At 67.6% G+C, this 22,718-nt stretch carries 29 protein-coding genes; 17 read left to right on the top strand and 12 right to left on the bottom strand.

Going from position 1 to position 22,718, the window contains the following annotated elements:
• The first annotated feature begins 129 nt into the window (after positions 1–129).
• The gene (locus AC1DN2_RS13380) at positions 130–1,029 is read left to right on the top strand and encodes an intradiol ring-cleavage dioxygenase (RefSeq protein WP_476850724.1); all 900 of its coding nucleotides are present in this window, start codon (positions 130–132) and stop codon (positions 1,027–1,029) included.
• Between the two features lie 62 nt (positions 1,030–1,091).
• A complete protein-coding gene (locus AC1DN2_RS13375; RefSeq protein ID WP_476850684.1) occupies positions 1,092–2,405 on the top strand; it encodes a M18 family aminopeptidase in 1,314 nt (437 codons plus the stop codon).
• An 11-nt stretch (positions 2,406–2,416) separates the two neighbouring features.
• On the opposite strand, the gene AC1DN2_RS13370 is transcribed toward AC1DN2_RS13375, so the two are convergent.
• The gene (locus AC1DN2_RS13370) at positions 2,417–3,100 is read right to left on the bottom strand and encodes a DUF1345 domain-containing protein (RefSeq protein WP_476850683.1); all 684 of its coding nucleotides are present in this window, start codon (positions 3,098–3,100) and stop codon (positions 2,417–2,419) included.
• Between the two features lie 270 nt (positions 3,101–3,370).
• Here AC1DN2_RS13370 and rpsF point away from each other — a divergent pair, with 270 nt between their 5' ends.
• The 4 genes from rpsF (at position 3,371) to rplI (ending at position 5,142) form a co-directional block, all read left to right on the top strand.
• Complete coding sequence (rpsF, locus tag AC1DN2_RS13365) at positions 3,371–3,676, top strand: 30S ribosomal protein S6 (protein WP_026266755.1); 306 nt, start codon at positions 3,371–3,373, stop codon at positions 3,674–3,676.
• A 55-nt stretch (positions 3,677–3,731) separates the two neighbouring features.
• The gene (locus AC1DN2_RS13360; protein ID WP_018775330.1) at positions 3,732–4,307 is read left to right on the top strand and encodes a single-stranded DNA-binding protein; all 576 of its coding nucleotides are present in this window, start codon (positions 3,732–3,734) and stop codon (positions 4,305–4,307) included.
• A 125-nt stretch (positions 4,308–4,432) separates the two neighbouring features.
• Positions 4,433–4,672, top strand: a complete 240-nt coding sequence (gene rpsR, locus AC1DN2_RS13355) for a 30S ribosomal protein S18 (protein WP_003800144.1) — start codon at positions 4,433–4,435, stop codon at positions 4,670–4,672.
• 17 nt (positions 4,673–4,689) lie between these two features.
• Entirely contained in the window at positions 4,690–5,142 is a 453-nt protein-coding gene (gene rplI / locus AC1DN2_RS13350; RefSeq protein WP_018775331.1) for a 50S ribosomal protein L9, read from the top strand.
• Between the two features lie 172 nt (positions 5,143–5,314).
• On the opposite strand, the gene AC1DN2_RS13345 is transcribed toward rplI, so the two are convergent.
• Positions 5,315–5,737, bottom strand: a complete 423-nt coding sequence (locus tag AC1DN2_RS13345; RefSeq protein ID WP_230009171.1) for a DUF1801 domain-containing protein — start codon at positions 5,735–5,737, stop codon at positions 5,315–5,317.
• A gap of 140 nt (positions 5,738–5,877) precedes the next feature.
• On the opposite strand from AC1DN2_RS13345, the gene AC1DN2_RS13340 reads away from it, so the two are divergent.
• A complete protein-coding gene (locus tag AC1DN2_RS13340) occupies positions 5,878–6,504 on the top strand; it encodes an FMN reductase (protein ID WP_476850682.1) in 627 nt (208 codons plus the stop codon).
• Between the two features lie 86 nt (positions 6,505–6,590).
• A complete protein-coding gene (locus AC1DN2_RS13335; protein WP_476850681.1) occupies positions 6,591–7,046 on the top strand; it encodes a TFIIB-type zinc ribbon-containing protein in 456 nt (151 codons plus the stop codon).
• Between the two features lie 56 nt (positions 7,047–7,102).
• Here the strand turns inward: AC1DN2_RS13335 and AC1DN2_RS13330 are convergent, their stop codons facing one another.
• Positions 7,103–7,675: a hypothetical protein gene (locus AC1DN2_RS13330; RefSeq protein ID WP_476850680.1), complete on the bottom strand. Its 573-nt coding sequence runs from the start codon at positions 7,673–7,675 to the stop codon at positions 7,103–7,105.
• 3 nt (positions 7,676–7,678) lie between these two features.
• On the bottom strand, positions 7,679–8,125 hold the full coding sequence (locus AC1DN2_RS13325; protein ID WP_476850679.1) for a hypothetical protein: 447 nt from the start codon (positions 8,123–8,125) through the stop codon (positions 7,679–7,681).
• 845 nt (positions 8,126–8,970) lie between these two features.
• Between AC1DN2_RS13325 and dnaB the strand changes: the two genes are divergently transcribed.
• Complete coding sequence (dnaB, locus tag AC1DN2_RS13320) at positions 8,971–10,356, top strand: replicative DNA helicase (RefSeq protein WP_018775337.1); 1,386 nt, start codon at positions 8,971–8,973, stop codon at positions 10,354–10,356.
• A 10-nt stretch (positions 10,357–10,366) separates the two neighbouring features.
• On the opposite strand, the gene AC1DN2_RS13315 is transcribed toward dnaB, so the two are convergent.
• Together AC1DN2_RS13315 and AC1DN2_RS13310 are read right to left on the bottom strand one after the other, a co-directional pair.
• Positions 10,367–11,341 (bottom strand): acyl-CoA thioesterase, encoded by a 975-nt coding sequence (locus AC1DN2_RS13315; RefSeq protein WP_476850678.1) that lies wholly within the window; start codon positions 11,339–11,341, stop codon positions 10,367–10,369.
• A 177-nt stretch (positions 11,342–11,518) separates the two neighbouring features.
• A complete protein-coding gene (locus AC1DN2_RS13310) occupies positions 11,519–11,953 on the bottom strand; it encodes a DoxX family protein (protein ID WP_476850677.1) in 435 nt (144 codons plus the stop codon).
• A gap of 149 nt (positions 11,954–12,102) precedes the next feature.
• Here AC1DN2_RS13310 and AC1DN2_RS13305 point away from each other — a divergent pair, with 149 nt between their 5' ends.
• The 3 genes from AC1DN2_RS13305 (at position 12,103) to AC1DN2_RS13295 (ending at position 14,557) form a co-directional block, all read left to right on the top strand.
• Positions 12,103–13,458: an MATE family efflux transporter gene (locus AC1DN2_RS13305; protein ID WP_476850676.1), complete on the top strand. Its 1,356-nt coding sequence runs from the start codon at positions 12,103–12,105 to the stop codon at positions 13,456–13,458.
• A 59-nt stretch (positions 13,459–13,517) separates the two neighbouring features.
• Positions 13,518–14,111 carry a hypothetical protein gene (locus AC1DN2_RS13300; RefSeq protein ID WP_028277630.1) on the top strand — a complete coding sequence of 198 codons (594 nt, stop codon included), beginning with the start codon at positions 13,518–13,520 and terminating at the stop codon, positions 14,109–14,111.
• Positions 14,112–14,194: 83 nt separating this feature from the next.
• Positions 14,195–14,557 carry a hypothetical protein gene (locus AC1DN2_RS13295; protein WP_079555031.1) on the top strand — a complete coding sequence of 121 codons (363 nt, stop codon included), beginning with the start codon at positions 14,195–14,197 and terminating at the stop codon, positions 14,555–14,557.
• A gap of 96 nt (positions 14,558–14,653) precedes the next feature.
• On the opposite strand, the gene AC1DN2_RS13290 is transcribed toward AC1DN2_RS13295, so the two are convergent.
• Entirely contained in the window at positions 14,654–15,196 is a 543-nt protein-coding gene (locus tag AC1DN2_RS13290; protein ID WP_230007185.1) for a CGNR zinc finger domain-containing protein, read from the bottom strand.
• 240 nt (positions 15,197–15,436) lie between these two features.
• Between AC1DN2_RS13290 and AC1DN2_RS13285 the strand changes: the two genes are divergently transcribed.
• Positions 15,437–16,390, top strand: coding sequence for an EamA family transporter (locus tag AC1DN2_RS13285; RefSeq protein WP_476850723.1), 954 nt, complete (start codon positions 15,437–15,439; stop codon positions 16,388–16,390).
• Between the two features lie 119 nt (positions 16,391–16,509).
• Complete coding sequence (locus AC1DN2_RS13280) at positions 16,510–16,782, top strand: DUF2277 domain-containing protein (protein WP_476850675.1); 273 nt, start codon at positions 16,510–16,512, stop codon at positions 16,780–16,782.
• A 26-nt stretch (positions 16,783–16,808) separates the two neighbouring features.
• Here the strand turns inward: AC1DN2_RS13280 and AC1DN2_RS13275 are convergent, their stop codons facing one another.
• From AC1DN2_RS13275 to AC1DN2_RS13260, 4 genes are all read right to left on the bottom strand, one after another.
• Positions 16,809–19,046, bottom strand: coding sequence for a heavy metal translocating P-type ATPase (locus AC1DN2_RS13275; RefSeq protein ID WP_476850722.1), 2,238 nt, complete (start codon positions 19,044–19,046; stop codon positions 16,809–16,811).
• Positions 19,047–19,195: 149 nt separating this feature from the next.
• Positions 19,196–19,426: a heavy-metal-associated domain-containing protein gene (locus AC1DN2_RS13270; RefSeq protein ID WP_028277624.1), complete on the bottom strand. Its 231-nt coding sequence runs from the start codon at positions 19,424–19,426 to the stop codon at positions 19,196–19,198.
• Between the two features lie 67 nt (positions 19,427–19,493).
• Positions 19,494–19,853: a metal-sensitive transcriptional regulator gene (locus AC1DN2_RS13265; RefSeq protein ID WP_230012592.1), complete on the bottom strand. Its 360-nt coding sequence runs from the start codon at positions 19,851–19,853 to the stop codon at positions 19,494–19,496.
• Positions 19,854–20,067: 214 nt separating this feature from the next.
• A complete protein-coding gene (locus AC1DN2_RS13260) occupies positions 20,068–20,565 on the bottom strand; it encodes a universal stress protein (protein WP_476850674.1) in 498 nt (165 codons plus the stop codon).
• Between the two features lie 150 nt (positions 20,566–20,715).
• Here AC1DN2_RS13260 and AC1DN2_RS13255 point away from each other — a divergent pair, with 150 nt between their 5' ends.
• The 3 genes from AC1DN2_RS13255 to AC1DN2_RS13245 all read left to right on the top strand — a co-directional run bounded on the left by AC1DN2_RS13255 (position 20,716) and on the right by AC1DN2_RS13245 (position 22,473).
• Positions 20,716–20,928 carry a hypothetical protein gene (locus AC1DN2_RS13255; RefSeq protein ID WP_028277621.1) on the top strand — a complete coding sequence of 71 codons (213 nt, stop codon included), beginning with the start codon at positions 20,716–20,718 and terminating at the stop codon, positions 20,926–20,928.
• A 78-nt stretch (positions 20,929–21,006) separates the two neighbouring features.
• Complete coding sequence (locus AC1DN2_RS13250) at positions 21,007–22,131, top strand: WD40/YVTN/BNR-like repeat-containing protein (protein WP_476850673.1); 1,125 nt, start codon at positions 21,007–21,009, stop codon at positions 22,129–22,131.
• A gap of 15 nt (positions 22,132–22,146) precedes the next feature.
• The gene (locus tag AC1DN2_RS13245; RefSeq protein WP_476850672.1) at positions 22,147–22,473 is read left to right on the top strand and encodes a MoaD/ThiS family protein; all 327 of its coding nucleotides are present in this window, start codon (positions 22,147–22,149) and stop codon (positions 22,471–22,473) included.
• Positions 22,474–22,477: 4 nt separating this feature from the next.
• Here AC1DN2_RS13245 and AC1DN2_RS13240 read toward each other — a convergent pair whose 3' ends face one another.
• Complete coding sequence (locus tag AC1DN2_RS13240) at positions 22,478–22,714, bottom strand: hypothetical protein (protein ID WP_018775353.1); 237 nt, start codon at positions 22,712–22,714, stop codon at positions 22,478–22,480.
• Positions 22,715–22,718: the final 4 nt, after the last annotated feature.

The raw sequence follows: 22,718 nt of genomic DNA, 5'->3' as shown, positions 1-22,718 counted from the left end.
TGTGCCGGGGCACAGCCGCGTCCCCGGGCCGAGGGGAGGGCATGTCCATGCGTGCCGGGGCACAGCCGCGTCACAGGAAGGGACTAGCCAGCCCATAGCGCTGCCGGGTTCGATGGGGTCATGACAAAAATGCCGCAGCCCCCGCACGAGCCGCACCCCAACCACGACCGCGGCCTGGAATTCGATCTCTCCACCCTCGTCAGCCGCCGATCGCTGGGCATGTTCCTCAGCGCGGGAACGGCCGCAGCCCTTGCGGCCTGCAGCCCGGGCGGCACCAGCGGCACCAGCGGCACCAGCGGCAGTTCGACGTCGGCCGCGGGGACCTCGGCGGCAACAGCCCCGGCGCCCTCGGCCGCGTCGGCCTCGGCCACTCCGACGCTCACCCGGGCGATCGCCGAGTGCGGGGTCGAAATCCCGCAGGAAACCGCCGGCCCCTACCCCGGTGACGGTTCCAACGGACCCAACGTCCTCGAGGCATCCGGCGTGGTCCGTCAGGACATCACATCCAGCTTCGGGACCTCCACCAGCACAGCCGAGGGCGTACCGCTGACCGTCACGCTGACCCTTCTCGACAACGCCAACGGCTGCACCCCGCTGGCCGGTGCCGCGGTGTACGCCTGGCACTGTGACCGCGAGGGCAAATACTCCATGTACGATTCGGGGCTTCAGAACCAGAACTACCTCCGCGGCGTCCAGGAGGCCGACGCCAACGGCCAGGTCACGTTCAAGACCATCTACCCCGGCGCCTACAACGGCCGCTGGCCGCACATCCACTTCGAAGTGTTCGAGTCCATGAACAATGCGACGGCGGCCGGCCAGGTCCTGGCGGTGTCACAGATCGCGCTGACCGAGGCCGCGTGCAAGGAGGTCTACGCATCGGCCGGGTACGAATCCAGCGCGCAGAACTTCCCCCGCACCACGCTGAAGTCCGACAACGTGTTCGGCAACGACGGCGGCATCTACCAGCTGGCCACCATCACCGGCTCGGTGGCCGCGGGCTACGCCGCCGGTCTCAACGTCACCGTCTAGGCGCGGCGTCGCCCGGCACCGCGGCCCCCGGGGCCCGTGCGTGCCGGGCTAGACTCGGAGCCATGCCCACACCGAGCACTGCCGCAGAGCACATCCAGGACCTCGGCGCGTACGTCAGCGCGTCGCCGTCGAGCTTCCACGCCGTCCACGAGGCCGCGCGCCGGCTGGACGCGGCGGGCTTCACCGGCCTGGACGAACTGCAGCCCTGGCCGGAGCCCGCGGCCGCCGCCGGCAAGTTCTACGTGATCCGCGACGGCGCCTTCATCGCCTGGGTGGTGCCGGCAGGCGCCGGACCGACCACCGGTTTCAACATCCTCGGCGCGCACACGGACTCGCCCTCCTTCAAACTCAAGCCGAAGCCCACCACCGGCAAGTTCGGCTGGCTGCAGGCCGGCGTCGAGGTCTACGGCGGACCCCTCCTGAACTCCTGGCTGGACCGCGAACTCCAGCTCGCCGGCCGGCTCGTCATGCGCGACGGCACGCAGCACCTCACGGCCACCGGCCCGCTGCTGCGCTTCCCGCAGCTCGCCATCCACCTGGACCGGGCCGTCAATGAGGGCCTGGCCCTGGACAAGCAGCAGCACATGAATCCGGTCTTTGGCCTGGGCGATCCCGCCGGCGAGGACCTGCTCGGACTCCTCGCGGACCGCGTTGCCAATGCCGAGGTGGATCCGGCGCAGATCGGCGGGTACGACGTCGTCATCGCAGACACCCAGGCGCCGGCGGTGTTCGGCGCCAGGGGCGAATTCTTCGCCTCCGGCCGGCTCGACAACCTCTCCGCGACGCACGCCGGGCTCACGGCGCTGATGGCGCACGCCGCCACACCCGTGCCGGACGGTGCGCCGATTGCCGTGCTGGCCGCCTTCGACCACGAGGAAATCGGCTCGGCGTCCCGGTCCGGGGCGTGCGGGCCCATCCTCGAAGACGTCCTCGTGCGGATCTCGGACGGACTCGGCGCCTCTGCAAGCCAGCGGCGGCAGGCCTTCGCGGCGTCGTTCTGCGTCTCCGCGGACGCCGGCCACGCCGTGCACCCGAACTATCCCGAGCGGCACGATCCCGCCAACCGGCCGGTCCTCAACGGTGGTCCGCTGCTGAAGATCAATGCCAACCAGCGCTACGCCACCGACGCCGCCGGCGCCGCCCTCTGGGCCCGGCTGTGCACCGACGCCGGTATTCCGTACCAGGAATTCGTCTCCAACAACGTGATGCCGTGCGGGTCGACGATCGGCCCGCTGACCGCCACCCGGCTGGGAATCCGGACGGTCGACGTCGGGGTCGCCCTGCTGTCGATGCATTCGGCGCGCGAGCTGTGCGGCGTCGAGGACCCGCACCGGCTGGCCGCGGTGACCCGGACGTTCTTCCGGACGGCGGCCTGACGCCTGGCGCCCTACGCGGCGACGCCGACTACGAGGTTGATGGTGGTTGCCAGAATGATGGTCCCAAAGAGGTAGGAGAGCAGGCTGTGCTTGAGGGCCTCGGCCCGGATGCCATGGTTCTGCAGCGCGGTGTCCGATACCTGGTACGTCATGCCCAGACTTGTGGCTAAGTAGGCGAAATCGGTGTACTGCGGCGGCCGGCTCTGGTTGAAGTCGATGCCGCCCACCCGGGAGCCTGCCCTCGCGCCCGTGCCGTAGTACAGCTCCGCGTACCGCAGTGTGAACAGCGTCTGGACCAGGGTCCAGGACAGCGCCACCGAGACTACCGCGAGCAGCCCGCCGGCAATCCTGGAGAGGGTGTCAGTGTTGTTGTGCGAATCCACGATGACCGCTCCCGCCGCCGCCAGGCTGGCGGCGTTGGCGGCCAGGATAAGCAGGTCCGTCGTGCTCCGGGCCGGGTCTTCCGTTGTGGCGTGCAACCGCGTGTCCGCGGGGTCGAGGCGGCCGATAACCAGCCAGACCCAGACGACGTAGGTCAAGGCGGCGGCGCACCAGCCAATCGTGGGAGCCTGCACCCAGTGCCCTGACATTCCGGCCGCCCCGGCGGCGAGTAGCCCCAACAGCACCATGGCGGCGAAGCGGAGACGGCTGCGGCGGAGTGGCGGCGGCACGGCTGACGAGGGGTTGGTGTGCATTTTCAGATCATGGCACAGCCGATGCGCCCCCCGACTGAACGCTGGCCGTGTGGCGGTTATCCACATGGCCGTCGACGCTCTTCCCGGCCACGCCGCCGGGCCGTACGGTGGAGGCACGGAATCGCGGATTCCGGCCCGCATGCACTAAGCTATTGAAGTCTGTGCTGCGCCCTGCCTCCGTTCCGGCGGCCGGGCAGGCATGACACCGCAAATGAACCTCCTGTTACGGAAATGCCGTAACCGCTTAGCCCAAAGGAGGTGGGTTCACATATGCGTCCTTACGAATTGATGGTAATCATCGACCCCGAGGTCGAAGAGCGTGCCGTTGAGCCGTCGCTTCAGAAGTTCCTGAACGTCATCACCAACGATGGTGGAACCATCGAAAAGGTTGACATCTGGGGCCGTCGTCGCCTGGCTTACGAAATCCAGAAGAAGTCCGAAGGTATCTACGCCGTGGTGAACTTCACCGCCGAGCCGGCTACCGCCAAGGAACTTGACCGCCAGCTGAGTCTCAACGAGACCATCATGCGCACCAAGATCACCCGCCCCGAAGAGCAGAAAGTTGTTGCTGAGTAATTCAGCGGCCAACCTTCAATCTTCATCCCCGCAGGAACGCACAAGGAGGCAGTAGATGGCAGGCGAAACCACTATCACGGTTATCGGTAACCTCACCAATGACCCCGAACTCAGGTTCACACCGTCCGGTTCGGCCGTAGCGAATTTCACCATCGCTTCTACTCCCCGCACCTTCGACCGGCAGTCCAATGAGTGGAAGGACGGGGAAACCCTGTTCCTCCGCGCTTCGGTCTGGCGCGAAGCAGCCGAAAACGTCGCCGAGTCCCTGACCAAGGGCATGCGCGTTATCGTCTCCGGCCGCTTGAAGAGCCGTTCCTACGAAACAAAAGAAGGCGAGAAGCGCACCGTTATCGAGCTTGAGGTCGATGAAATCGGCCCGAGCCTGCGCTACGCCAACGCCAAGGTCAACCGCACCCAGCGCTCCGGCGGTCAGGGTGGTCAGGGTGGCTTCGGCGGCGGCAACAGCGGCGGTGGATTCGGTGGCGGCCAGGGTGCAAACCAGGGCGGCAACACCGGTGGGACATGGGGCGGCAACCAGCCCGCCGCGCAGGAAGACCCGTGGGCCACGCCCGGGGTCAGCAATGCGGGCGGCGGCTGGGGCAACGGCCCGGATTCCGAACCTCCCTTCTAAACAACATCTAAGGTCCGGCAACGAAAACCGACTGGCCGCCGCAAGGCGGTCTGGTGCAGACTGCGCCGGATCACCACCATCCCGTGGATCAATATCCACGGGCTCCATCGAATAGGAGCTCCACGATGGCTAAGGCTGAACTCCGTAAGCCCAAACCAAAGTCCAACCCCTTGAAGGCCGCTGACATCACTGTCATCGACTACAAGGACGTAGCATTGCTGCGCAAGTTCATCTCCGACCGCGGAAAGATCCGCGCCCGTCGCGTCACTGGCGTCACGGTGCAGGAACAGCGCAAGATCGCCCAGGCAATCAAGAACGCCCGCGAAGTTGCTCTGCTGCCTTACTCCGGCGCTGGCCGCGGCTAAGGAAGGGATTAACTAAAATGGCAAAGCTCATTCTGACCCACGAAGTAACCGGTCTCGGTGCTGCTGGCGACGTTGTCGAGGTCAAGGACGGTTACGCACGTAACTACCTGCTGCCCCGCAACTTCGCCCTGACCTGGTCCAAGGGTGGCGAGAAGCAGGTTGAGTCCATCAAGGCTGCCCGCGTTGCCCGCGAGCACGCTTCCCTGGAAGACGCTCAGAAGCAGGCTGCTGCACTCTCCGCCAAGCCGGTCAAGCTGGTCGTCAAGGCTGGCGCAACCGGACGCCTGTTCGGCACCGTCAAGCAGGGCGACGTGGCCGACGCTGTTGAGGCCGCAGGCCTGGGCCGCATCGACAAGCGCAAGGTTGAACTGCCGGCACACATCAAGTCGACCGGTTCCTACCAGGCAAACGTCCGTCTGCACGACGACGTTTCCGCTGTGATCGAACTCGACGTAGTCGCAGGCAAGTAGCCCTCACCGGCTGCAGTCCTGAACTGCTGGAAGGCCCCCGCCTCCGGACCTCTCTGAGGACCGAAGGCGGGGGCCTTCTGCTTTAACCCCAACACGAGGTCACTTGCGGTCCATGTTGGACGGCGTCATGGGCCGTAGGTGACCCCGCGTTGCTTTGGCGGGGCGGATCCCCTTAGGCGTGGTGCAGCGCCGTGGTGACATGCCGGTAGCCGAGCCGGACGAGTTCGGTGAGCACGGCCTCGTCGACGTCGTCGAGCTTGTTGACGTACAGGCAGCCGGCGCCGAGCTTGTGCCTGCCCAGCCTGCCGAGGAGTTCGGCGGCCTCCGGTCCATATGTCAGGCCGTAGAGCGACAGGCTGGATTTCCTGGGGGAGAAGCCCACCGCCGCGGCATCGCCCTCCCTGCCGCTCGCGTACTTGTAGTGGTAGCGGCCGAAGCCCACAATCGTCGGACCCCACATTTGCGCCGGTTCGCCCGTTATTTCGGACATCAGTGCCAGCAGGCGGAACCCGTCGGCGCGCCGGACCGGATGCTCGACGGCGGCCAGGAACTCCTGAACCGACGCGCCGGTTGCCTGCGTTTTGTTTTCTGCCATGAGGGCAGTCTTGCAGAGCGCGACATTCCTGTCAGGCGGGGAGGGTGGCCGGGAATAAATCCCCTATCCCGCCGCTTCTAAAGGTAGATGCAAACGCATGTAGTCGCGTTGCTGACCAGGATTCAACTTAGGAGCACTCCGTGGAAACCCGCCGTATCACCGTTATCTCCGCCGGACTCGGCGTCCCCTCCTCAAGCCGCCTGCTCGCGGACCAGCTGGCGGCCTCGGCCGAACGGCAGCTTGCCGCGGCCGGCTACGCCGTGGACATCGAGGTCCTGGAGTTGCGGGACCTCGCCGTGGACATCGCCAACAACTTTGTAACCGGGTATGCGGCTCCGCGGCTCGCCGAAGTGATTGCCGGCGTCGAGGCCTCTGATGGCCTGATCGCCGTCAGCCCCGTGTTCAGCGCGTCCTACAGCGGGCTTTTCAAGTCCTTCATCGACGTGCTCGATCCCAAGGCGCTCGAAGGCAAGGCCGTGCTGATCGGGGCCACCGCCGGCACGGACCGGCACCAGATGGTGCTGGACTTCGCGATGCGGCCGCTGTTCACCTACCTGCGCACCCGGATCGCCGCCACCGCGGTTTTCGCCGGGCCGCAGGACTGGGGAAACAACGACGACGGCGGCTCGCCACTGTCGGTGCGCGTGGACCGGGCGGCGGGGGAGTTTGTCGCCCTGCTGCAGGACTCAGGGCCGCAGCAGAAGCCGGTCGCGCTGGAGTCCCTGCCGTTTGAGCAGCTGCTGGCCGGGATCGCTGCCCAGCGGTAGGTCTGCCCGGCGCAGGGCTCCCGGGCATTCAGCGCCGTCCGAACCTTTTCGGCCGCCCGCTCGTTGTCCGGGACATGAAATGTCCCGTGGATTCTATTGACCTGATCATGAGTGAACGCAGCGGCGTGGAGATTGACTATTGCCCCCAATGCCGCGGGGTGTGGCTGGACCGGGGAGAGCTGGACAAGATCATTGACCGTGCGGCGGAGTCGTTGGGCCCGGCAGCCGGCGTCCCCGCTAAACCACTGCCGCCGGCAGCGATGCCACCTGCGGCGTTTTCACCTGCTGAGTTTTCACCTGCGTCGTTTTCACCTGCTGAGTTTTCACCTGCGGTTGCTGGCCACATTCCGCCGCCGCTGTACAACCTCGACCCGCGCCGGGACGATCGGCGTCCGGATGACCGCCGCTATGACGAGCGCCGGTACGATGACCGCCGCGACCGTCCGCGTCCCGACCAGTCCAGGTATGAGCAGCCGCGTTACGATGACCGCCGTCGTCCGAAGAAGAAGGAAGGCTGGCTGGGGGACTTGTTCGACTTCTAGCCCTGCCGGGCCCCGGCCGTGCCGGTGGCCCGGAGCCGGCGCGGGCCCCGCGGGGCTCAGTCGCCAAGCAGTGCGATGAATTCCCGGGCCTGTTTCATGGAAATATCCGAGTGGCGGGTCAGGGCGGTCGCTGCGGCCTCGGTGTCGCCGCTCTTGGCCAGGGTGCGGATCCTCCCGTAGATCTCATCATTGAGCATGTTGCTGCTCACCTCGCGGGTGACATCGCCCTTGCTGGCGATCGCGCGGTAGCGGTACGAGAACCGCTGGGGCACGTCGTCGTCGTCCGGAACGGCCGCCGGCGCCGGCTCAGGGGCGCGGAAGGGCTGGGGGTGGGCTGCCAGCGCCGCGACGGCGTCGCGGGACGCCCGTAGGCCCTCGCCTGTGGCCTCGAGGTAGACCTTGATGGCGGTCATGGCCTGCCCCTGCGCGATCAGCGCGTAGAGCTGCCGGTGCTGGTCCTCGGTGAGCCTGTCGGCCGCCGTCCGGGCCAGCTCCGCGGAGTTGGGGTCCGGCTGCGGCGCTGGTGCCGGCATGGTGCGTTCGCCGCGGCGGCTCCACGCCCGTATCGCCAGCAGTACGGCGGCGGCCACGAGCACCAGGATCAGTACGGGAATGAGCAGGGAGTCCATGTGCTAGAGCCGATCTACGTAATTCTTTGCGGTCTTCAGGTCCGAGCGCGTCGATTGCCGCAGCAGCCGGACGGCCTTCGTCTTGTGGCCGTCGTGGGCCAGCGACTGGAGCTGCAAGAGGAGCTGTGGGCTCAGGTGTCCAATGGCGGACAACGCATCCTGGTGGCCGGAGCTGTCCCGGCCCAAAAGGGCGGAGCGGGCGTGGTCGGCCTGCTGCGATTGCTGCTGGGAGTTCTGGCTGGGGCGCGTGGTAGCTTCAATCCGGGCGCGGGAGGCCTCGGCAGCCCGGACCTGTGCCGCGTAGTGGGCCTGGGACTTGAGCGCCAGTTCCTGCTGGTAACGCTCGGCATCTGAGATGCCGTGGTTCCGCGGCTTCAACGCCGTGACCGCCGCCCAGAGCACCGCCGCGAGGATGAGGGCAGGCAACATGACTATCAGTACATCGCCCATGATTAGAGCTTATGCCAGATTGCGGTTATCCACAGCATGTTCCGCACCTCGCGTACAGTGCGCCGCTGCTGGCGTCAATTCGGCTCGGCGGGAATGAATCCGGTCACAAAATGTGCGTATCGGGCGGCAAATGTGGCCTCCTGTGCCGCATCGTATCCCCAGCTCCAAGGTGCAGGCTGTGGATGAAGCTTGGCGGAAATTGTTTTGTGTCCACAAGATGAATGCAACATTTCCGCAGGTCAAGCACTGATTACAGGCTTAACTTTTTTTCTATCCACAGCTCTACCCACAGACTGTGCACAAGCATCAGGCACTAGTGCACAGGTTATCCACAGGGCAGCGGAGCGGCCGGGTTGGTGCCTGCCCCGGCGGCGGATAACGTAGCAGGATATCGGGCGTGGGAAGCGGAAAAACCTGCGGTCGCCGGATGGTGCCCACCAGGACACCGGCTCCGGGATCCGGCGCCCTGCGGCCGCACCAGCACTGTGGATAACGGCGGTTGCTGGTCCGGCGCGAACTGTCGGAGCTGACTGGTAAGAATAGAGCGGCCGGCATGTGCCGGGTTTTGCCGCCCGCATCACAGCAGTTCGGCAACACAGCAGTTCGGGATCACAGCAGTTCGGGATCACAGCAGTTCGGCAACACAGCAGGTACGCATCACAGCTCCGCAATGACAGCAGTTCGGCATCACGGCCGTTGAGCACCGCCGCGGCTGGGCGTTGACCCGCCGGGATACGGCGCTTGGCTGTAAAGCACTGGGTACGAGGGCATTGGGCATAAGGCGCAGTGCTTACGCGCCGCGGCGAACGGACATCCGCCACGGCACACAATGAAGGACGGCAGTTTTGTCAGTTACGCATCTGGACTCAGTCGAGGGTACGCGGGGAGCCGAGGGCAGCCGCAAGCCTCCGCAGGACATCCCCGCGGAGCAGTCAGTCCTGGGCGGCATGATGCTGTCCAAGGACGCCATCGCAGACGTCGTCGAGATCCTGCGTGGCCAGGACTTCTACCGTCCGGCGCACGAAACCATCTACGAGGCCATCATCGACCTCTATGGCCGCGGCGAGCCCGCGGACGCCGTGACCGTCTCGGACGAGCTGACCAAGCGCGGCGAAATCAACAGGATCGGCGGACCCGCCTACCTGCACGAACTCATCCAGACGGTCCCCACGGCGGCCAACGCCGGTTACTACGCTGAAATCGTGGGCGAACGCGCGGTGTTGCGCCGCCTGGTCAACGCCGGCACCAAGATCGTCCAGCTCGGCTACGGACAGGACGGCGAGGTCGAAGACCTGGTCAACCAGGCCCAGGCCGAGGTCTACGCCGTCGCCGAACGCCGGACCGCGGAGGACTATGTGGTCCTCAAGGACGTCATGGAATCCACCGTGGACGAGATCGAGGCCTCCGGCCACCGCGGCGAGGGCATGGTGGGTGTACCCACCGGCTTCTACGAGCTCGATGAACTCACCCACGGCCTGCATCCCGGCCAGATGATCGTCATCGCCGCCCGCCCGGCCGTCGGCAAGTCCACGTTCGCGCTGGACTTCGCCCGCTCGGCCGCCATCAAGAACAACCTCGCGACCGTCATGTTTTCCCTCGAAATGGGCCGCAACGAGATCGCCATGCGCCTGCTGTCCGCCGAGGCCACGATCGGTCTCCAGGACCTCCGCAAGGGCACCATCAAGGACGAGCAGTGGTCCAAGATTGCCACCACCATGGGCCGGATGAACGATGCGCCGCTGTTCATCGATGACAGCCCCAACATGTCGCTGATGGAGATCCGGGCCAAGTGCCGGCGCCTGAAGCAGCAGCATGACCTCAAGCTGGTGATCCTGGACTACCTGCAGCTCATGAGCTCGGGCAAGAAAGTGGAATCCCGCCAGCAGGAAGTCTCCGAGTTCTCCCGTGCCCTGAAGCTCCTGGCCAAGGAACTCCAGGTGCCGGTGATCGCGCTGTCGCAGCTGAACCGTGGCTCCGAGCAGCGCCAGGACAAGCGCCCCATGGTCTCGGACCTGCGCGAATCCGGCTCCATCGAGCAGGATGCCGACATGGTGATCCTGCTGCACCGCGAAGACGTCTATGACAAGGAGTCCCCGCGCGCGGGCGAGGCGGACATCCTGATCGCCAAGCACCGTAACGGCCCCACAAAAGACATTGTGGTGGCCTTCCAGGGCCACTACTCGCGGTTTGCCAACATGGCCGCCGACGCCGGCGGTGGCGGCGGCTTCTAGCCCCGCCCGGCTAGTGGTCGCGGGCCGCGAGCAGGTGGTTGGGCAGCCGGTTCCCCGGGGCCCGGCCGCGGATTTCCAGCAGTTCGCGGGCGTGGGCGTGCAGCCGGATATCCTCCGCTGACACCGGCACCCACTGCGGAATCGGGACCGAGGTGCCGGTCTCGTCGCGGGCGACCATGACCGTCAGGCAGTACGTGGTCAGGTTCAGCTCGCGCCCCTTGGGGTCTCCGGAGCGGACGTGGACGGCGATGTGCATGCCCTTGGTGCCGGTGTAGACCAGACGGGCCTCCACCTCTACGACGTGGCCGATCAGCAGCGGCCGGTAGAACCGGACACCGCCGGAGAATACGGCCACGGTGTCCTTGCCGCAGTAGCGGGAGGCGCAGACATAGGCAGCCTCGTCGATCCACTTCATGACGATGCCGCCGTGCACCTTGCCGCCCCAGTTCACATCCGTGGGCGCGGCCATGAACCGCAGCACCACGCTCTCGGCCGTGCCGGCGTCGGTATATTCCTGTCCGCTCATGGCCTCCACGATGTCCTCGCGGACCTTGATCCGGGCCAGCGCGTGGTCCCGCTGTTCGATTTCGTCCGGCGTCTCAGGGACGAACTGCGGCACCGGTATGGGCTTGCCGTCTGCGCCCACGGCCACGAAGATCACGATGCACTGGCTGCGCATGGTGGCGGGTCCGCCCTTCGGATCGCCCGAGGACACCACGGTGCGGATATGCATCGAGGACCGCCCGGTGTACACGATCGTGGCCTCGACCTCCACCATGTCGCCACTGTTGACCGGGTCCGCGAAGTGGATGTTCCCCACGTAGGCCGTCACGCAGTAGGACTTTGCCCAGCCGACGGCGGCGGCATAGGCCGCCTTGTCCACCCACTCGAGCACGGTGCCGGCGTCGACCGAGCCGCTGTGGCCGACATCGGTGGGGGCCGCCAGGAAGCGCAGGGTCACGGAATTGGGCGCGTTCTCGCTCATATTGTGAGTTTACTGATTGGCCCGGCAGGCGCGGCCGGCCAGCGACACAATCGCTCTCCTGCAGGCCACAACCACGCCATAACCGCGCCATAAGCCGGAGACACACGACGGCGGGCGGCCACCAAAAGGTGACCGCCCGCCGTCGCGCTCCAGGCCGTGAGCTATGCCATGGATGCCTTAGGCCAGGACGCGGAGCTTCGCGTCGGTGCGGCCGAAGAGGGCGCGGTCGGCGGAGAACGTGCCCGCACCGACGAGTGCCACGGCTGCGGCGGCGGCCGCCAGGATCAGGACGAGTTCATAGCCGCCGGTTGCGACGAAGACGCCGGCGGAGGCGTGGACCATGAACAGGGCGCCGAGCATGTCCAGTGCGAGGAGGACCGCAAACACGCGGGTGAGCACGCCCAGGATCAGCGCGACACCGCCGACGAGCTCGAGGGTCGCGACGACGGGAGCCACGGCCTGGGCTGCCGGAACACCCATCTGGGTGAAGGCGGCCTGGGTGCCTGCGATCGTGAATTCGTTGAACTTCTGCCAGCCGTGGGCGGCGAAAAGGAAGCCGGCGATGACGCGCAGGATGGTTCGGGCGGAGGTGGTCAGGGCGGGCTGGTTCATGGGAAATACCGTTTCGTAAGTAGGGGGCGTCGCGGCTCTCAGCCGCCGCGGCTTCGGTTGCGTTCAAGATCCAGTCTTCCGGATATTTAGTTGAAATGTCAACTAAATGACGCGCTGGGTCGATTCGGTGGCCCGGCTAGGGTTAACGCGTGCAACCTTCCCCGCCGCTGTCCACCGCCCCGCCGCCGACTACCGGGCAGCGCCGGGAAATCCTGCGCCTGGCAGTGCCGGCCTTCGGCGCCCTGATCGCCGAGCCGCTGTTCCTGCTCGCGGATTCGGCCATTGTGGGCCATCTCGGCGTGGCCGAACTGGCCGGCGTCGGGCTGGCATCGGCGGTCCTGCACACGGCAGTCGGACTGATGGTGTTCCTCGCCTACTCCACCACCCCGGCAGTGGCGCGGGCCATCGGCAACGGCCAGCTGGCCAAAGCCCTCGCCGCCGGGCGCGACGGCATCTGGTTGGCGCTGCTGCTCGGACTCGCCCTTGCGGTCGCCGGGTTCCTGGCCGCGGGCCCGCTCCTGGACCTGATGGGCGCCGACGGCGAGGTGCATGCCTTTGCCGTGGACTACCTGCGCGGGTCCATGCCCGGCCTCGTGGCGATGCTGCTCATCTTCGCGGGCACCGGGGTGCTGCGCGGACTCCAGGACACCCGGACCCCGCTGATCGTCGCCGCCGCGGGTTTCACGCTGAACATCGCGCTGAACCTGGTCCTCGTCTACGGGTTGGGCTGGTCCGTGACCGGCTCGGCCGTGGGCACGAGCATCGCGCAGTGGGCCATGGCGGCCGTCTATGTGCTGATCGTCCGGCGCAACGCCCGCAACCACGGGGTGTCCCTGCGGCCGGACTGGCGTGGCATCCGGGCCCTGACCGGGGTGGGTTCCTGGCTGATGCTGCGCACGCTCAGCCTGCGGATCGCGATTCTCGCCACGGTAGTGGTGGTCACCGCCCAGGGGCCGGTCAATCTCGCCGCGCATCAGCTGGCCATGACCATCTTCACGTTCTTCGCTTTCGCCCTCGACGCCCTCGCGATCGCGGCCCAGGCCTTGATCGGCAAGGAACTCGGCGCGGCCCGGCCGGTGGCGGCACGAGCGCTGACGCGCACCATGACCCGGTGGGGGGTCGGCTTCGGCGTCCTGACCGGAATCCTTCTGGCAGCCGCGGCACCGTGGGCGGGCGCCCTCTTCACACCCGACGCCGAAGTCCGGGCGGCACTCACCCTCGCCCTCTGGGTGCTCGCCGCCGGGCAGCCGCTGGCCGGGTACGTCTTCGTCCTTGACGGCGTCCTCATCGGCGCGGGCGACGCCCGCTACCTGGCGATCGCCGGCGTCGTCAACCTCGCTGCCTACCTGCCGCTGCTGCTGGCCGTGCTTTATTCCGACGCCGGTGCCGGCGCGGGATTGCTCTGGCTGTGGGCCGCGTTCTCACTCGGCTACATGGCGGCGCGGGCGCTGACGCTGGGCCTCCGGGCCAGGACGGACCGGTGGATGGTGCTCGGCGCGCGGTGAGTGCGGACAGGCACCACCGGCAGGCGTGCGAAGCCGCGGCTTCGCACTAAACTGGACGGGTGACTCTTCCCGCAGCGCCTGACGCGACCCCTGCCATCCGCGCCGCGGCCGACCTCTTCAAGCCCGTGCTTGTCAGGGCGGCCGTCGCGCTCGTGTTTGGCGCGGTCACCGTGTTCTGGGCGGCGCCGCCAGAATCGGGCATGGGCTGGGCCGGCGGCCTCTACCTGCTGGCCACCGGTGTGGTGATGATCTGGACCGTACCCAAGACCGGATTCCCCCCGCGGGAAGGCGCTGGCAGAGTCCTTTCCGCCGGCGGGGCAGCCCTGGCCGGAGCCGGCGCGGCCGTGGCCCTGATCCCCGCCCCGCTCGTCTTCGGAACCATCGCGGCTCTGGGCCTGGGCGTGGCCGGCGCCGCGGAGCTGTTCGCGGGCATTCGTGGCCGCGGCCGGTCCGTGCTGGCCCGTGACTGGATCGCCTCCGGCGTGATCGGACTGGGCACTGCGATCGCGCTGCCGTTCTTCATCGGCCTCGGCCCGCACGCCCTCCTCGGCGTTGCCGGCGGCGGGGCCATCATCAGCGGCGTCCTGTGGATGCTGTCCGGACTGACCCTGCGCCATGATGCTCCGGGCGATTCCGCGGAGGCCGTAAACTAGTACCGACAGGTTCTACCCGGCGTAGAACAATTGCGGTAACAAGACAGCCACGCTATTTGCGCGGGCTGCAGGAGGAAAACACCTTGGCACAGCAGAAACCCGGAGCGCCCCGCAGCCTGCGGACCTCGGTCAAGGGACCGCTCATGTTCTCCGCGTTCTGGGCCGTGGTGGTTTTCTTCGGCGTCCTGATCTTCGCCTCGGGCGGCAGCGCCCGCTCGCCCCGGTTCGATCTGGCGCTCACCGGCGCCGGCATCGCCTTTATTGTGATCCTGGTGGTGGCCGCCATGCTGGCCATGAGCCACAAGGAGAATCCCGCTGACCTGGGGAAGGGTTCCGGCGTCAACCTCAGTTCCAAGCGCACGCCCTCCGGCCATGGCGGCCCGTCAGCGCAGCCCCGGCCCGAGGCCGGCCCCGGCGATTCCCGTGACAGCGGCCCGCAGGCCTAGCAACGAGGCCTGGCAGCGTGGCCCCACGGTGAGGCCCGACAGGCCGGCCTGACAGCGGCCCGACACCGCGGGCCCCTCCCGCCGGCACCTTCGGCGTCAGGACGCGGCTTTCCGGGCCCGGTACGCGGCCACGTGCGCGCGGTTGGCGCAGTTTCCCGTGTCGCAGTAGCGCTTCGAGCGGTTGCGGCTCAGGTCCAGCACGACGGCGTCGCAGTCGTCCGCGGCGCACACCAGCAGGCGGTCCATTTCCTTGCTGCGGATCACGTCCACGATCGCCATGGCCGCCTCCGTACTCATCCGGTCGGCCAGCGGCGCCTCCGGGGTGGTGGCGTGCAGGTGCCAGTCCCAGGGTTCGTGCTTGACCAGCTGGGGCAGCGCCCGGGCCTCCCGGAGCAGCCGGTTCACGGTTCCCGCGGCTGCCGACTCCTCGGCCTGCCAGAGCTCGGCGAGCTCGCCGCGGAGCCGCCGCACGCTGGCCAGCTCGGCCCCGTCCCGGGTGCGGGAACCGGTGAAGCCCTCGGCCTCCAGGAAGGCATCCAGATCCCTGACCGTGGCCAAATGTTCCTCACCGTTGGCCGCGGTGTTGATGAGGTTGACCACAGAACGCAGGGCAACTTCCGTGTCAGGGGCAAAAACCATCTTGACTCCTTACCTTGCCGGGGCGTAATGTCATGAGCATAACCCTACTTTACTCCTGACAGGAGAATGCCCGTGTCTGCCCCCCAGCGCCCCGTCGCCACGCCGGTCCGAGCCCTAGCCGCTCAGCGGTCTGCCTCCGAGCCGGGCGGCACCCCGCAGGGAAGCAAACTCGAAGGCAAACGGGGCGGCAAGCAGGCCGGCAGGCAGAGCACCACGCCGGCCGCCGCACCATCCGGGTTCATGGCATCGGGCCTGGGCGTCGCCCTGTTTTCGTCCGCGGTATTCGGGCTCTCCGGATCATTCGCCAAGGCGCTCCTGGAAACGGGCTGGACTCCCGGGGCGGCCGTCACGGCCCGGCTTACCGGTGCGGCCCTGATTCTGGCCGTCTTCGCCATTCCCTCCTTGCGCGGGCGTTGGCACCAGCTCCGGGACAACTGGCTGACCGTGCTGCTGTTCGGATTCATCGGCGTCGCCGCCTGCCAGCTGTTCTATTTCAACGCCGTATCCCGGCTCTCGGTCGGCGTCGCCCTGCTGCTGGAGTACCTGGCGCCGGTGTTGATCGTCCTCTGGCTGTGGGCCGCCAGCCGGAAACGGCCGCGGCCACTGACCATTGCCGGCACCCTCCTGTCCCTCGGCGGGCTGATCCTGGTCCTGGACCTCACCGGAGCCGTCAAAGTCGACCTCATCGGGGTGCTGTGGGGGATCGCGGCCGCGGTGTGCCTGGCCATCTATTTCTTCATCACGGCCAAGGAAAACGACACCCTGCCGCCCATCCTTCTGGCCTCCGGCGGGCTCATGGTGGGCGCCATCGTCATGTGGCTCGCCGCGGCAACCGGGCTGCTGCCGATGGCCTTCAGCACGGCCGACACCCGCCTGGGGGCCTGGGTCACCCCGTGGTGGGTGGCGCTGGGCGGCCTCGTGGTCCTGGCCACGGTGGTCGCGTACGTGTCCGGGATTGTCGCCGCCCGGGCACTCGGCTCGAAAGTCGCGTCCTTTGTCTCGCTCACCGAGGTGCTGTTCGCCGTCATCTGGGCGTGGCTGCTGCTCGGCGAACTGCCCGGACCCATCCAGCTCGTGGGCGGGCTGCTGATCGTCGGCGGGGTGGTGCTGGTCCGGCTGGACGAGCTCCGGGCCCCGTCCGGCACCGGCGCGGCAGCGCTGGACCACGCGAACGACTGCGAGCCCGTGCCGTAGTCGGTTGTCCGTTCGGCCCCGGGCACCTCGTTCCCGGGCCCGAAGGAATCTCAATTGGTCGACAGCCTACAACGCGCCTAACCCTGCCTCAATCACCACAAGGCCCTTAGCATGGAGATATGTGCCGAAATATCCGGACCCTCCACAATTTTGAACCCCACGCCACCACCGCAGAGGTGGAGGCCGCCGCGTTGCAATACGTGCGCAAGATCAGTGGCAGCACCAAGCCGTCCAAGGCCAACGAGGAGGCCTTCAACCGGGCTGTGCATGAGATTGCCCATGCGACGCAGCACCTCCTCGACTCCCTGGTGACCCACGCCCCGTCAAAGGACCGCGGGGAGGAAGAGGCCAAAGCCAAAGCCAGGGCTGCCATCCGCTATGGCGCGGCCTGAGGCGGGGCGCCCGGCCTAAGGCCTGACTACTTTCCGAAGCTGCGCAGCCGCAGCGAGTTGGCCACCACCAGCACGGAGCTGGCGGCCATGGCGGCGCCGGCGATCATCGGGTTGAGCAGGCCCAGGGCTGCCACCGGGATGCCCACGGCGTTGTAGAAGAAGGCCCAGAAGAGGTTCGTCTTGATGGTGCCGAGCGTCCGGCGGGAAAGTTCGATCGCCTGCGCCACCTGTCCGAGGTCGTTGCCCATCACCGTCAGATCGGCTGCCTCGATGGCGACGTCGGTGCCGGAGCCCATGGCGATGCCCAGGTCCGCCTGCGCCAGCGCCGCGGCGTCGTTAACGCCGTCCCCGGCCATGGCCACAGTGGCGCCGGCCGCTTGCAGCGTCCGCACGGCCTCAACCTTGCCCGCCGGGAGCACACCGGCAAAGACGTCGCGCGGGCTGATCCCGACGGCGGCCGCCACCTGGGCAGCCACAGTGGCGTTGTCGCCGGTCAGCAGGATCGGCCGGAGCCCGAGCTCCCGGAGCCGGGTAACTGCGGCCGCGGAACTGGGCTTAACGGTGTCCCGCAGGCTGATGATTCCGGCGATTTCGCCGTCCACGGCAACCCAGACGGCCGTGGCGCCGGAGTCTTCGGCAGCACCAAGCGCCTCGCGCTGAGCCGGGGCCGGAGCGACGCCGGACTCCAACAGCCAGCCGGTGCGCCCCGCGACCACGCGCCGTCCTTCGACCGTGCCATCGACTCCGCCGCCGGGTGCGGAGCGGAAGCCGGCGACGGCGGGGAGGCCGGCGCCGTCGTTGTTCACGCGCGCCGCCGCGCCCAACGCCGCAGCGGCGATGGCCCGGGCGATCGGGTGCTCGGAGGCGTTTTCCACGGCCCCCGCCAGGCGCAGGACCTTGGCTTCGCTGTGCGGCCCGAAACTTTGGACGCCGTCCACGGCAAGGCGGCCGGTGGTGACGGTTCCGGTCTTGTCCAGCAGGATCGTGTCCACCGTCCGGGTGTCCTCGAGGACTTGCGGACCCTTGATCAGGATCCCCAGCTGGGCGCCCCGCCCGGTGCCGGTCAGCAGTCCGACGGGGGTGGCCAGCCCGAGGGCGCAGGGGCAGGCAATGACCAGCACGGCGACGGCGGCGGTGAAGGCGGCCCGGACCTCGCCGGCGTTGACGGCAGGTGCGGCCGCAATCAGCCAGGCCCCGAAGGTGAGGGCGGCGATGACCAGGACGACCGGTACGAAGACGGCGCTGATGCGGTCGGCGAGCCGGGCGATGGGTGCTTTTCCGGTCTGCGCCGCGGAGACGAGCCTGCCCATCTGGGCCAGGGTGGTCTCGGACCCGACGCGGGTGGCGCGGACCAGGAGCCGGCCTGAGGTGTTGATGGTGGCCCCGGTGACCTGGCTGTCCGGGCCGACTTCCACGGGCACGGATTCGCCGGTCACGAGGGAGGCGTCCACCGCAGAGGCGCCGTCGATGACGACGCCGTCGGCGGCGATCTTCTCGCCGGGGCGGACCACTATCACGTCTCCGAGGGCCAGCTGGTCGGCCGGGATCTTGTGCTCGGTGCCGCCGCGCAGGACAGTAGCGTCTTTTGCCCCCAGGTCCAGGAGGGCCTTGAGGGCGTCGCCCGCCTTCCGTTTGGCGTTGGCCTCGAGGTAGCGGCCGAGCAGCAGGAACGTGGTGACCACGGATGCGACCTCGAAGTACAGGCCGCCGGAGCCCATGCCCTCCGCTGCGGGATGTTCGGTCATGCCGGGGTCGGCAAGGAGTTGCCCAACCGAGAAGGAGTAGGCGGCAATCACGCCGATGGATACCAGGGTGTCCATGGTCGAGGCCAGATGCCGCGCGTTGATGGCTGCGGCGCGGTGGAACGGCCACGCCGCCCAGGCAACCACCGGCAGGGCCAGGATCGCGGCCACCCAGCCCCAGTTCGGGAACTGGAATGCCGGGATCATCGAGATCGCGAAGACCGGGACCGTGAGTACGGCCGCCAGAACCAGCCGCGGGCGAAGCGAGGGTGCGGCTGTGCCGGCCGGAAATTCGGTGCCGGCCGGGAGTCCTGCGTCCTCCACCGGCGTGCCCGGGTACCTGGCGGACCGGACCGTGGCCCTGTAGCCCGCGGCCGCGACAGTGGCCGTGATCTGGTCATCGGTGATGTCCGCCGGGACGCTGACCCGGGCGGACTCGAGGGGCAGGTTGACGCTGGCCTCGACGCCGTCGAGCTTTCCGAGCCTGCGCTCGACCCGGTTGACGCAGGAGGCGCACGTCATGCCCTCGATATCGAGGTCAATGACACGGCTCCCGGCCCGGTCCAACAACTGCTGGTCCAACAACTGCTCGCTGCTCACGGCGCCCTTCTTTTCTGGCTCGATTGGTTTTCTGCCGTTCCGGTGTCTGCGCCCGACGGCGCTGTTGTCACTCAGGCTTCGCTGGCGACCACGAGGTAGCCGGCTTCGGCGATTGCCTCGCCGATTTCGGAGGAGGACAGTGCTTCGTTGGAGGTGATCGTGACGGTGGAGATGCCGCCGGCGTTGAGGTCGACGTCGATCTTTTCGACGCCGGAGAGCGCCTCAAGTTCTTCGCTGACAGAGGACACGCAGTGGCCGCAGGTCATGCCGGAAACGTTGACGGTGGTGGAAACGGGGGCCATGGGGTGCTCCTTGTCGCTGAGCCGGGTATGGTTCCCCGGCCCGGTGGTGTGGTGGGTGGTACGGGTACTAGCGGAGCAGGCGTCCGATGGCATCGGTGGCCTCCTTGACTTTGACATCGATGGCCTCCGCCCGAAGCTCCGGGTCTGGCTCGGCGGCGGCGCCGACAACGCAGTGGCCGATGTGCTCTTCGACGAGCCCGAGGCTCACGGCATGCAGGGCCTTGGTGACGGCGGCGACCTGGGTGAGGATGTCGATGCAGTATTTGTCCTCGTCAACCATCCGGGCGATGCCGCGGACCTGCCCTTCGATCCGCTTGAGACGGCGAAGGTAGGCGTCCTTGTTGGACGTGTAGCCGTGTTCATGGGGCGGGGCGTCAAGGGGAACAGTGTCCAGACGTGCCGTGCCGGGGACTTCTGACTCGCTCATGCCCTCAACATATACCCCCTAGGGGTATGTTTCAAGCCCGCGGCCCGGCCGGCGCAGCATGTGGAATGTTGGGTAAAACAAAGAGCTCCGGAGTGCGTTATTGGGGGATACGCACTCCGGAGCAGCTTTGGGGTAGGCCGTTCCTCCGGCCTACAGATCGAGCTTACTCGCCGGTAGTGGGGTAACACCAGCGCTCTGAATAAGTACTTTCGCTTTATTTTCTTCCTGCCGGAGCGACGCCCGGAACGATCAGGATCGGACGTTCCTGATGGTGGCTGAGCCATGCCGCCACGGAGCCGTTCAGCGCGGCGGAGATGCGGTGGCCGATGCCGCGTTCGGGGGTCCCCACCACGATCATGGATGCGTTGGTGTCCGCGGCCAGCCTGCCGATCGCCCGGGCGGGATCCCCGGCCAGGGTGCGCAGCGTCCAGTCGATTCCCAGGGGAACGCAGAGTGCCTCAACAGCGGAACGCAGCTCCTGGGCGGTGGCCCGGATCCGGGCGTCGTCCGCGTCCGGGTGCAGAGACAGGCGGTGCGCGGACCGCGCCGGGTCCCACTCCACGAGGTAGCTGGCCTCGTCCACGTAGGCGCAGATCAAGGGCGCGGCGAGGGACTTCGCGAGGGATGCCGCCGTCTGCAGCACTTCCGGATGCTGTCCCGGAACCACACCCACCACGAGGGGCGCCGGGCCGTGGGCGGAGTCGTCAGGCATACTTCATTCTGGCGCCGGGGTGCGGCCCTGAACAGGGGCTTACTTCCCGTCTGCCGGCCCGGGAGGGTGCGGGCGCCGTTTGCCGCGGCCTCCCTTGAACAGCCCGGGGGTGGGGCCTACGGTTGAAGAACACAGGAGGAGGTGGCCGCCGTGGAGATCTACATGTGGTGGTTGGATCTGGATTTGGCGAGCAAGGAATGGCTTCGGGAAAACCTGCGGACCATTGAACTGCCCGAGGCCGTGCAGCGGGGAATCGCGGATGCCGGCGGGCCCGGTCCGGCTGAGCCGTCCGCCGCCGGCGCGGCCGTATTGACGGCCGCGGACTGGGACTTCATCGAGACGCAGTCGGAGTTCGTCGACTGAAAGATGCCACCGGCGCGGCAGCGCATGCCGGCGGGCGCCGGGAGAAAACCGTTGCGGCCTTCGGGCGGGGATGGTTGCATGGACCCCATGGCTACTGCAGAGAGTTACGTCCTGGCGATCGGGACCAAGAAAGGCCTTTGGCTGGCGACCAGCCGGGACCGGAAGGACTGGTCGCTGTCCGGCCCGCATTTTCTGATGAGTGAGGTGCCCAGCATCGCCATCGATACCCGCGATGACAGGACCCGGATCCTGGTGGGGGTCCGCTCCGAGCACTGGGGCCCCACGGTTTTCCACTCAGATGATCTCGGCGGATCCTGGACCGAACCCGAAAACGGCGCCATCACGTTCCCCGACGGCACCGACGCCGCCCTGGAACGGATCTGGCAGATCTATCCCGACGCCGACTCCCGCCCGGGCGTCGTGTGGGCGGGCTGCGAACCGATCTCGGTCTGGAAATCCACCGACGGCGGCGAGCACTTCGAGCTCAACCGCGGCCTCTGGGACCATCCGCACCGCAGCGAATGGGGCGCAGGCTATGGCGGCGCTGCGGCGCACTCGATCGTCGTCGACCCCACGGGCGAGAAAGTCCACGTCGCCATGAGCACCGGAGGGGTCTACCGCTCGCTCGACGGCGGCACCTCCTGGGAGCCGCGCAACAAGGGAATTTCCGCGTACTTCATGCCGGATCCCAACCCGGAATTCGGCCAGTGCGTCCACAAGATCGCGGCCGACGCCGCCGTCGACGGCCGCCTGTACGCGCAAAACCATCACGGCGTGTACCGCAGCGACGACGGCGCCGAATCGTGGGAGTCGATCGCCGAAGGGCTGCCGGCGGACTTCGGTTTTGTGATGCTGACGCATCCGCGCAGGGCCGGTACCGCCTGGGTGGTCCCGCTGAAGGCTGACGGCGAACGTATCCCGCCGGACGGGAAGCTGGCCGTACACCGGACCGATGACGCCGGCGCCAACTGGAAACGGCTCGATGCCGGGCTGCCGGAAGCCGAGTACAACGCCGTGCTCCGTGATGCTGCCAGCGTCGACAGCGCGGAGCCTGCGGGCGTCTACTTCGGGACGCGCGGCGGCAGTGTCTACGCCAGCGCTGACGAGGGAGAACACTTCACCGAGGTCGCCTCGCACCTGCCGGATGTGCTGTGCGTGCGGGCAGCCGTGGTCTCCACTGCCCTGCTCCCGGCGCAGGCGTGAAGGGGTAAAAAGCGCATGAACAGCGGCGAGATCAGCGGCGACGCCATGCCGGCAGACTCGGCGATCAGCGTGGTCCTGCCCAGCGTCCTCCAACCGCTCGCCGGCGGGCAGTCCATCCTGACTGCGCCCGCCGAGGCAGCGGTGACGGTGGAGTGGGTGCTGGATACGGTGACCGGGGGCTATCCGGCGCTGTCGCGGCGGTTGCGGGACGAGACCGGAAGTGTTCGCCGTTACGTGAATATATACGTCAACGGGAATGAAATCCGGCGGCTGCAGGGTCTGGTGACTGCCGTGGCGCCGGGCCAGGAAGTCCTCATCATCCAGTCGGTGGCCGGAGGCTGACGCCTCAGGCGACCCGCCAGACGCTGCATTCGTCGGCATTGATGGCCTTGCGCATGCCGGTGTGGCGGTCCATGATCCAGACGACGCCGATTCCGGGGGCCGTTTCCTGAACGCTGCCCCGGCGGATTACGACGTCATCGTAGTTCGGGCCCACCCGCAGGCGGGCCTCGATCTCGTCGCCGCGGTGCAGCTGGTCGAGCGCGCGGACGCGGGTTACATGGGCTTTCGCTTCCTTCAACATGGCG

Source organism: Arthrobacter sp. 01L42 (assembly GCF_056400005.1).
This window is presented reverse-complemented; position numbering and strand designations above follow the sequence as displayed.

What these genes read in the sequence shown, in the direction of transcription:
- AC1DN2_RS13380 (WP_476850724.1), top strand. Translation starts at nt 130, where the DNA reads ATGCCGCAGCCCCCGCACGAGCCGCACCCCAACCACGACCGCGGCCTG.
- AC1DN2_RS13375 (WP_476850684.1), top strand. Translation starts at nt 1,092, where the DNA reads ATGCCCACACCGAGCACTGCCGCAGAGCACATCCAGGACCTCGGCGCG.
- AC1DN2_RS13370 (WP_476850683.1), bottom strand. Translation starts at nt 3,100, where the DNA reads ATGCACACCAACCCCTCGTCAGCCGTGCCGCCGCCACTCCGCCGCAGC.
- rpsF (WP_026266755.1), top strand. Translation starts at nt 3,371, where the DNA reads ATGCGTCCTTACGAATTGATGGTAATCATCGACCCCGAGGTCGAAGAG.
- AC1DN2_RS13360 (WP_018775330.1), top strand. Translation starts at nt 3,732, where the DNA reads ATGGCAGGCGAAACCACTATCACGGTTATCGGTAACCTCACCAATGAC.
- rpsR (WP_003800144.1), top strand. Translation starts at nt 4,433, where the DNA reads ATGGCTAAGGCTGAACTCCGTAAGCCCAAACCAAAGTCCAACCCCTTG.
- rplI (WP_018775331.1), top strand. Translation starts at nt 4,690, where the DNA reads ATGGCAAAGCTCATTCTGACCCACGAAGTAACCGGTCTCGGTGCTGCT.
- AC1DN2_RS13345 (WP_230009171.1), bottom strand. Translation starts at nt 5,737, where the DNA reads ATGGCAGAAAACAAAACGCAGGCAACCGGCGCGTCGGTTCAGGAGTTC.
- AC1DN2_RS13330 (WP_476850680.1), bottom strand. Translation starts at nt 7,675, where the DNA reads ATGGACTCCCTGCTCATTCCCGTACTGATCCTGGTGCTCGTGGCCGCC.
- AC1DN2_RS13325 (WP_476850679.1), bottom strand. Translation starts at nt 8,125, where the DNA reads ATGGGCGATGTACTGATAGTCATGTTGCCTGCCCTCATCCTCGCGGCG.
- AC1DN2_RS13315 (WP_476850678.1), bottom strand. Translation starts at nt 11,341, where the DNA reads ATGAGCGAGAACGCGCCCAATTCCGTGACCCTGCGCTTCCTGGCGGCC.
- AC1DN2_RS13310 (WP_476850677.1), bottom strand. Translation starts at nt 11,953, where the DNA reads ATGAACCAGCCCGCCCTGACCACCTCCGCCCGAACCATCCTGCGCGTC.
- AC1DN2_RS13290 (WP_230007185.1), bottom strand. Translation starts at nt 15,196, where the DNA reads ATGGTTTTTGCCCCTGACACGGAAGTTGCCCTGCGTTCTGTGGTCAAC.
- AC1DN2_RS13285 (WP_476850723.1), top strand. Translation starts at nt 15,437, where the DNA reads ATGGCATCGGGCCTGGGCGTCGCCCTGTTTTCGTCCGCGGTATTCGGG.
- AC1DN2_RS13280 (WP_476850675.1), top strand. Translation starts at nt 16,510, where the DNA reads ATGTGCCGAAATATCCGGACCCTCCACAATTTTGAACCCCACGCCACC.
- AC1DN2_RS13275 (WP_476850722.1), bottom strand. Translation starts at nt 19,046, where the DNA reads ATGACGTGCGCCTCCTGCGTCAACCGGGTCGAGCGCAGGCTCGGAAAG.
- AC1DN2_RS13270 (WP_028277624.1), bottom strand. Translation starts at nt 19,426, where the DNA reads ATGGCCCCCGTTTCCACCACCGTCAACGTTTCCGGCATGACCTGCGGC.
- AC1DN2_RS13265 (WP_230012592.1), bottom strand. Translation starts at nt 19,853, where the DNA reads ATGAGCGAGTCAGAAGTCCCCGGCACGGCACGTCTGGACACTGTTCCC.
- AC1DN2_RS13260 (WP_476850674.1), bottom strand. Translation starts at nt 20,565, where the DNA reads ATGCCTGACGACTCCGCCCACGGCCCGGCGCCCCTCGTGGTGGGTGTG.
- AC1DN2_RS13250 (WP_476850673.1), top strand. Translation starts at nt 21,007, where the DNA reads ATGGACCCCATGGCTACTGCAGAGAGTTACGTCCTGGCGATCGGGACC.
- AC1DN2_RS13245 (WP_476850672.1), top strand. Translation starts at nt 22,147, where the DNA reads ATGAACAGCGGCGAGATCAGCGGCGACGCCATGCCGGCAGACTCGGCG.
- AC1DN2_RS13240 (WP_018775353.1), bottom strand. Translation starts at nt 22,714, where the DNA reads ATGTTGAAGGAAGCGAAAGCCCATGTAACCCGCGTCCGCGCGCTCGAC.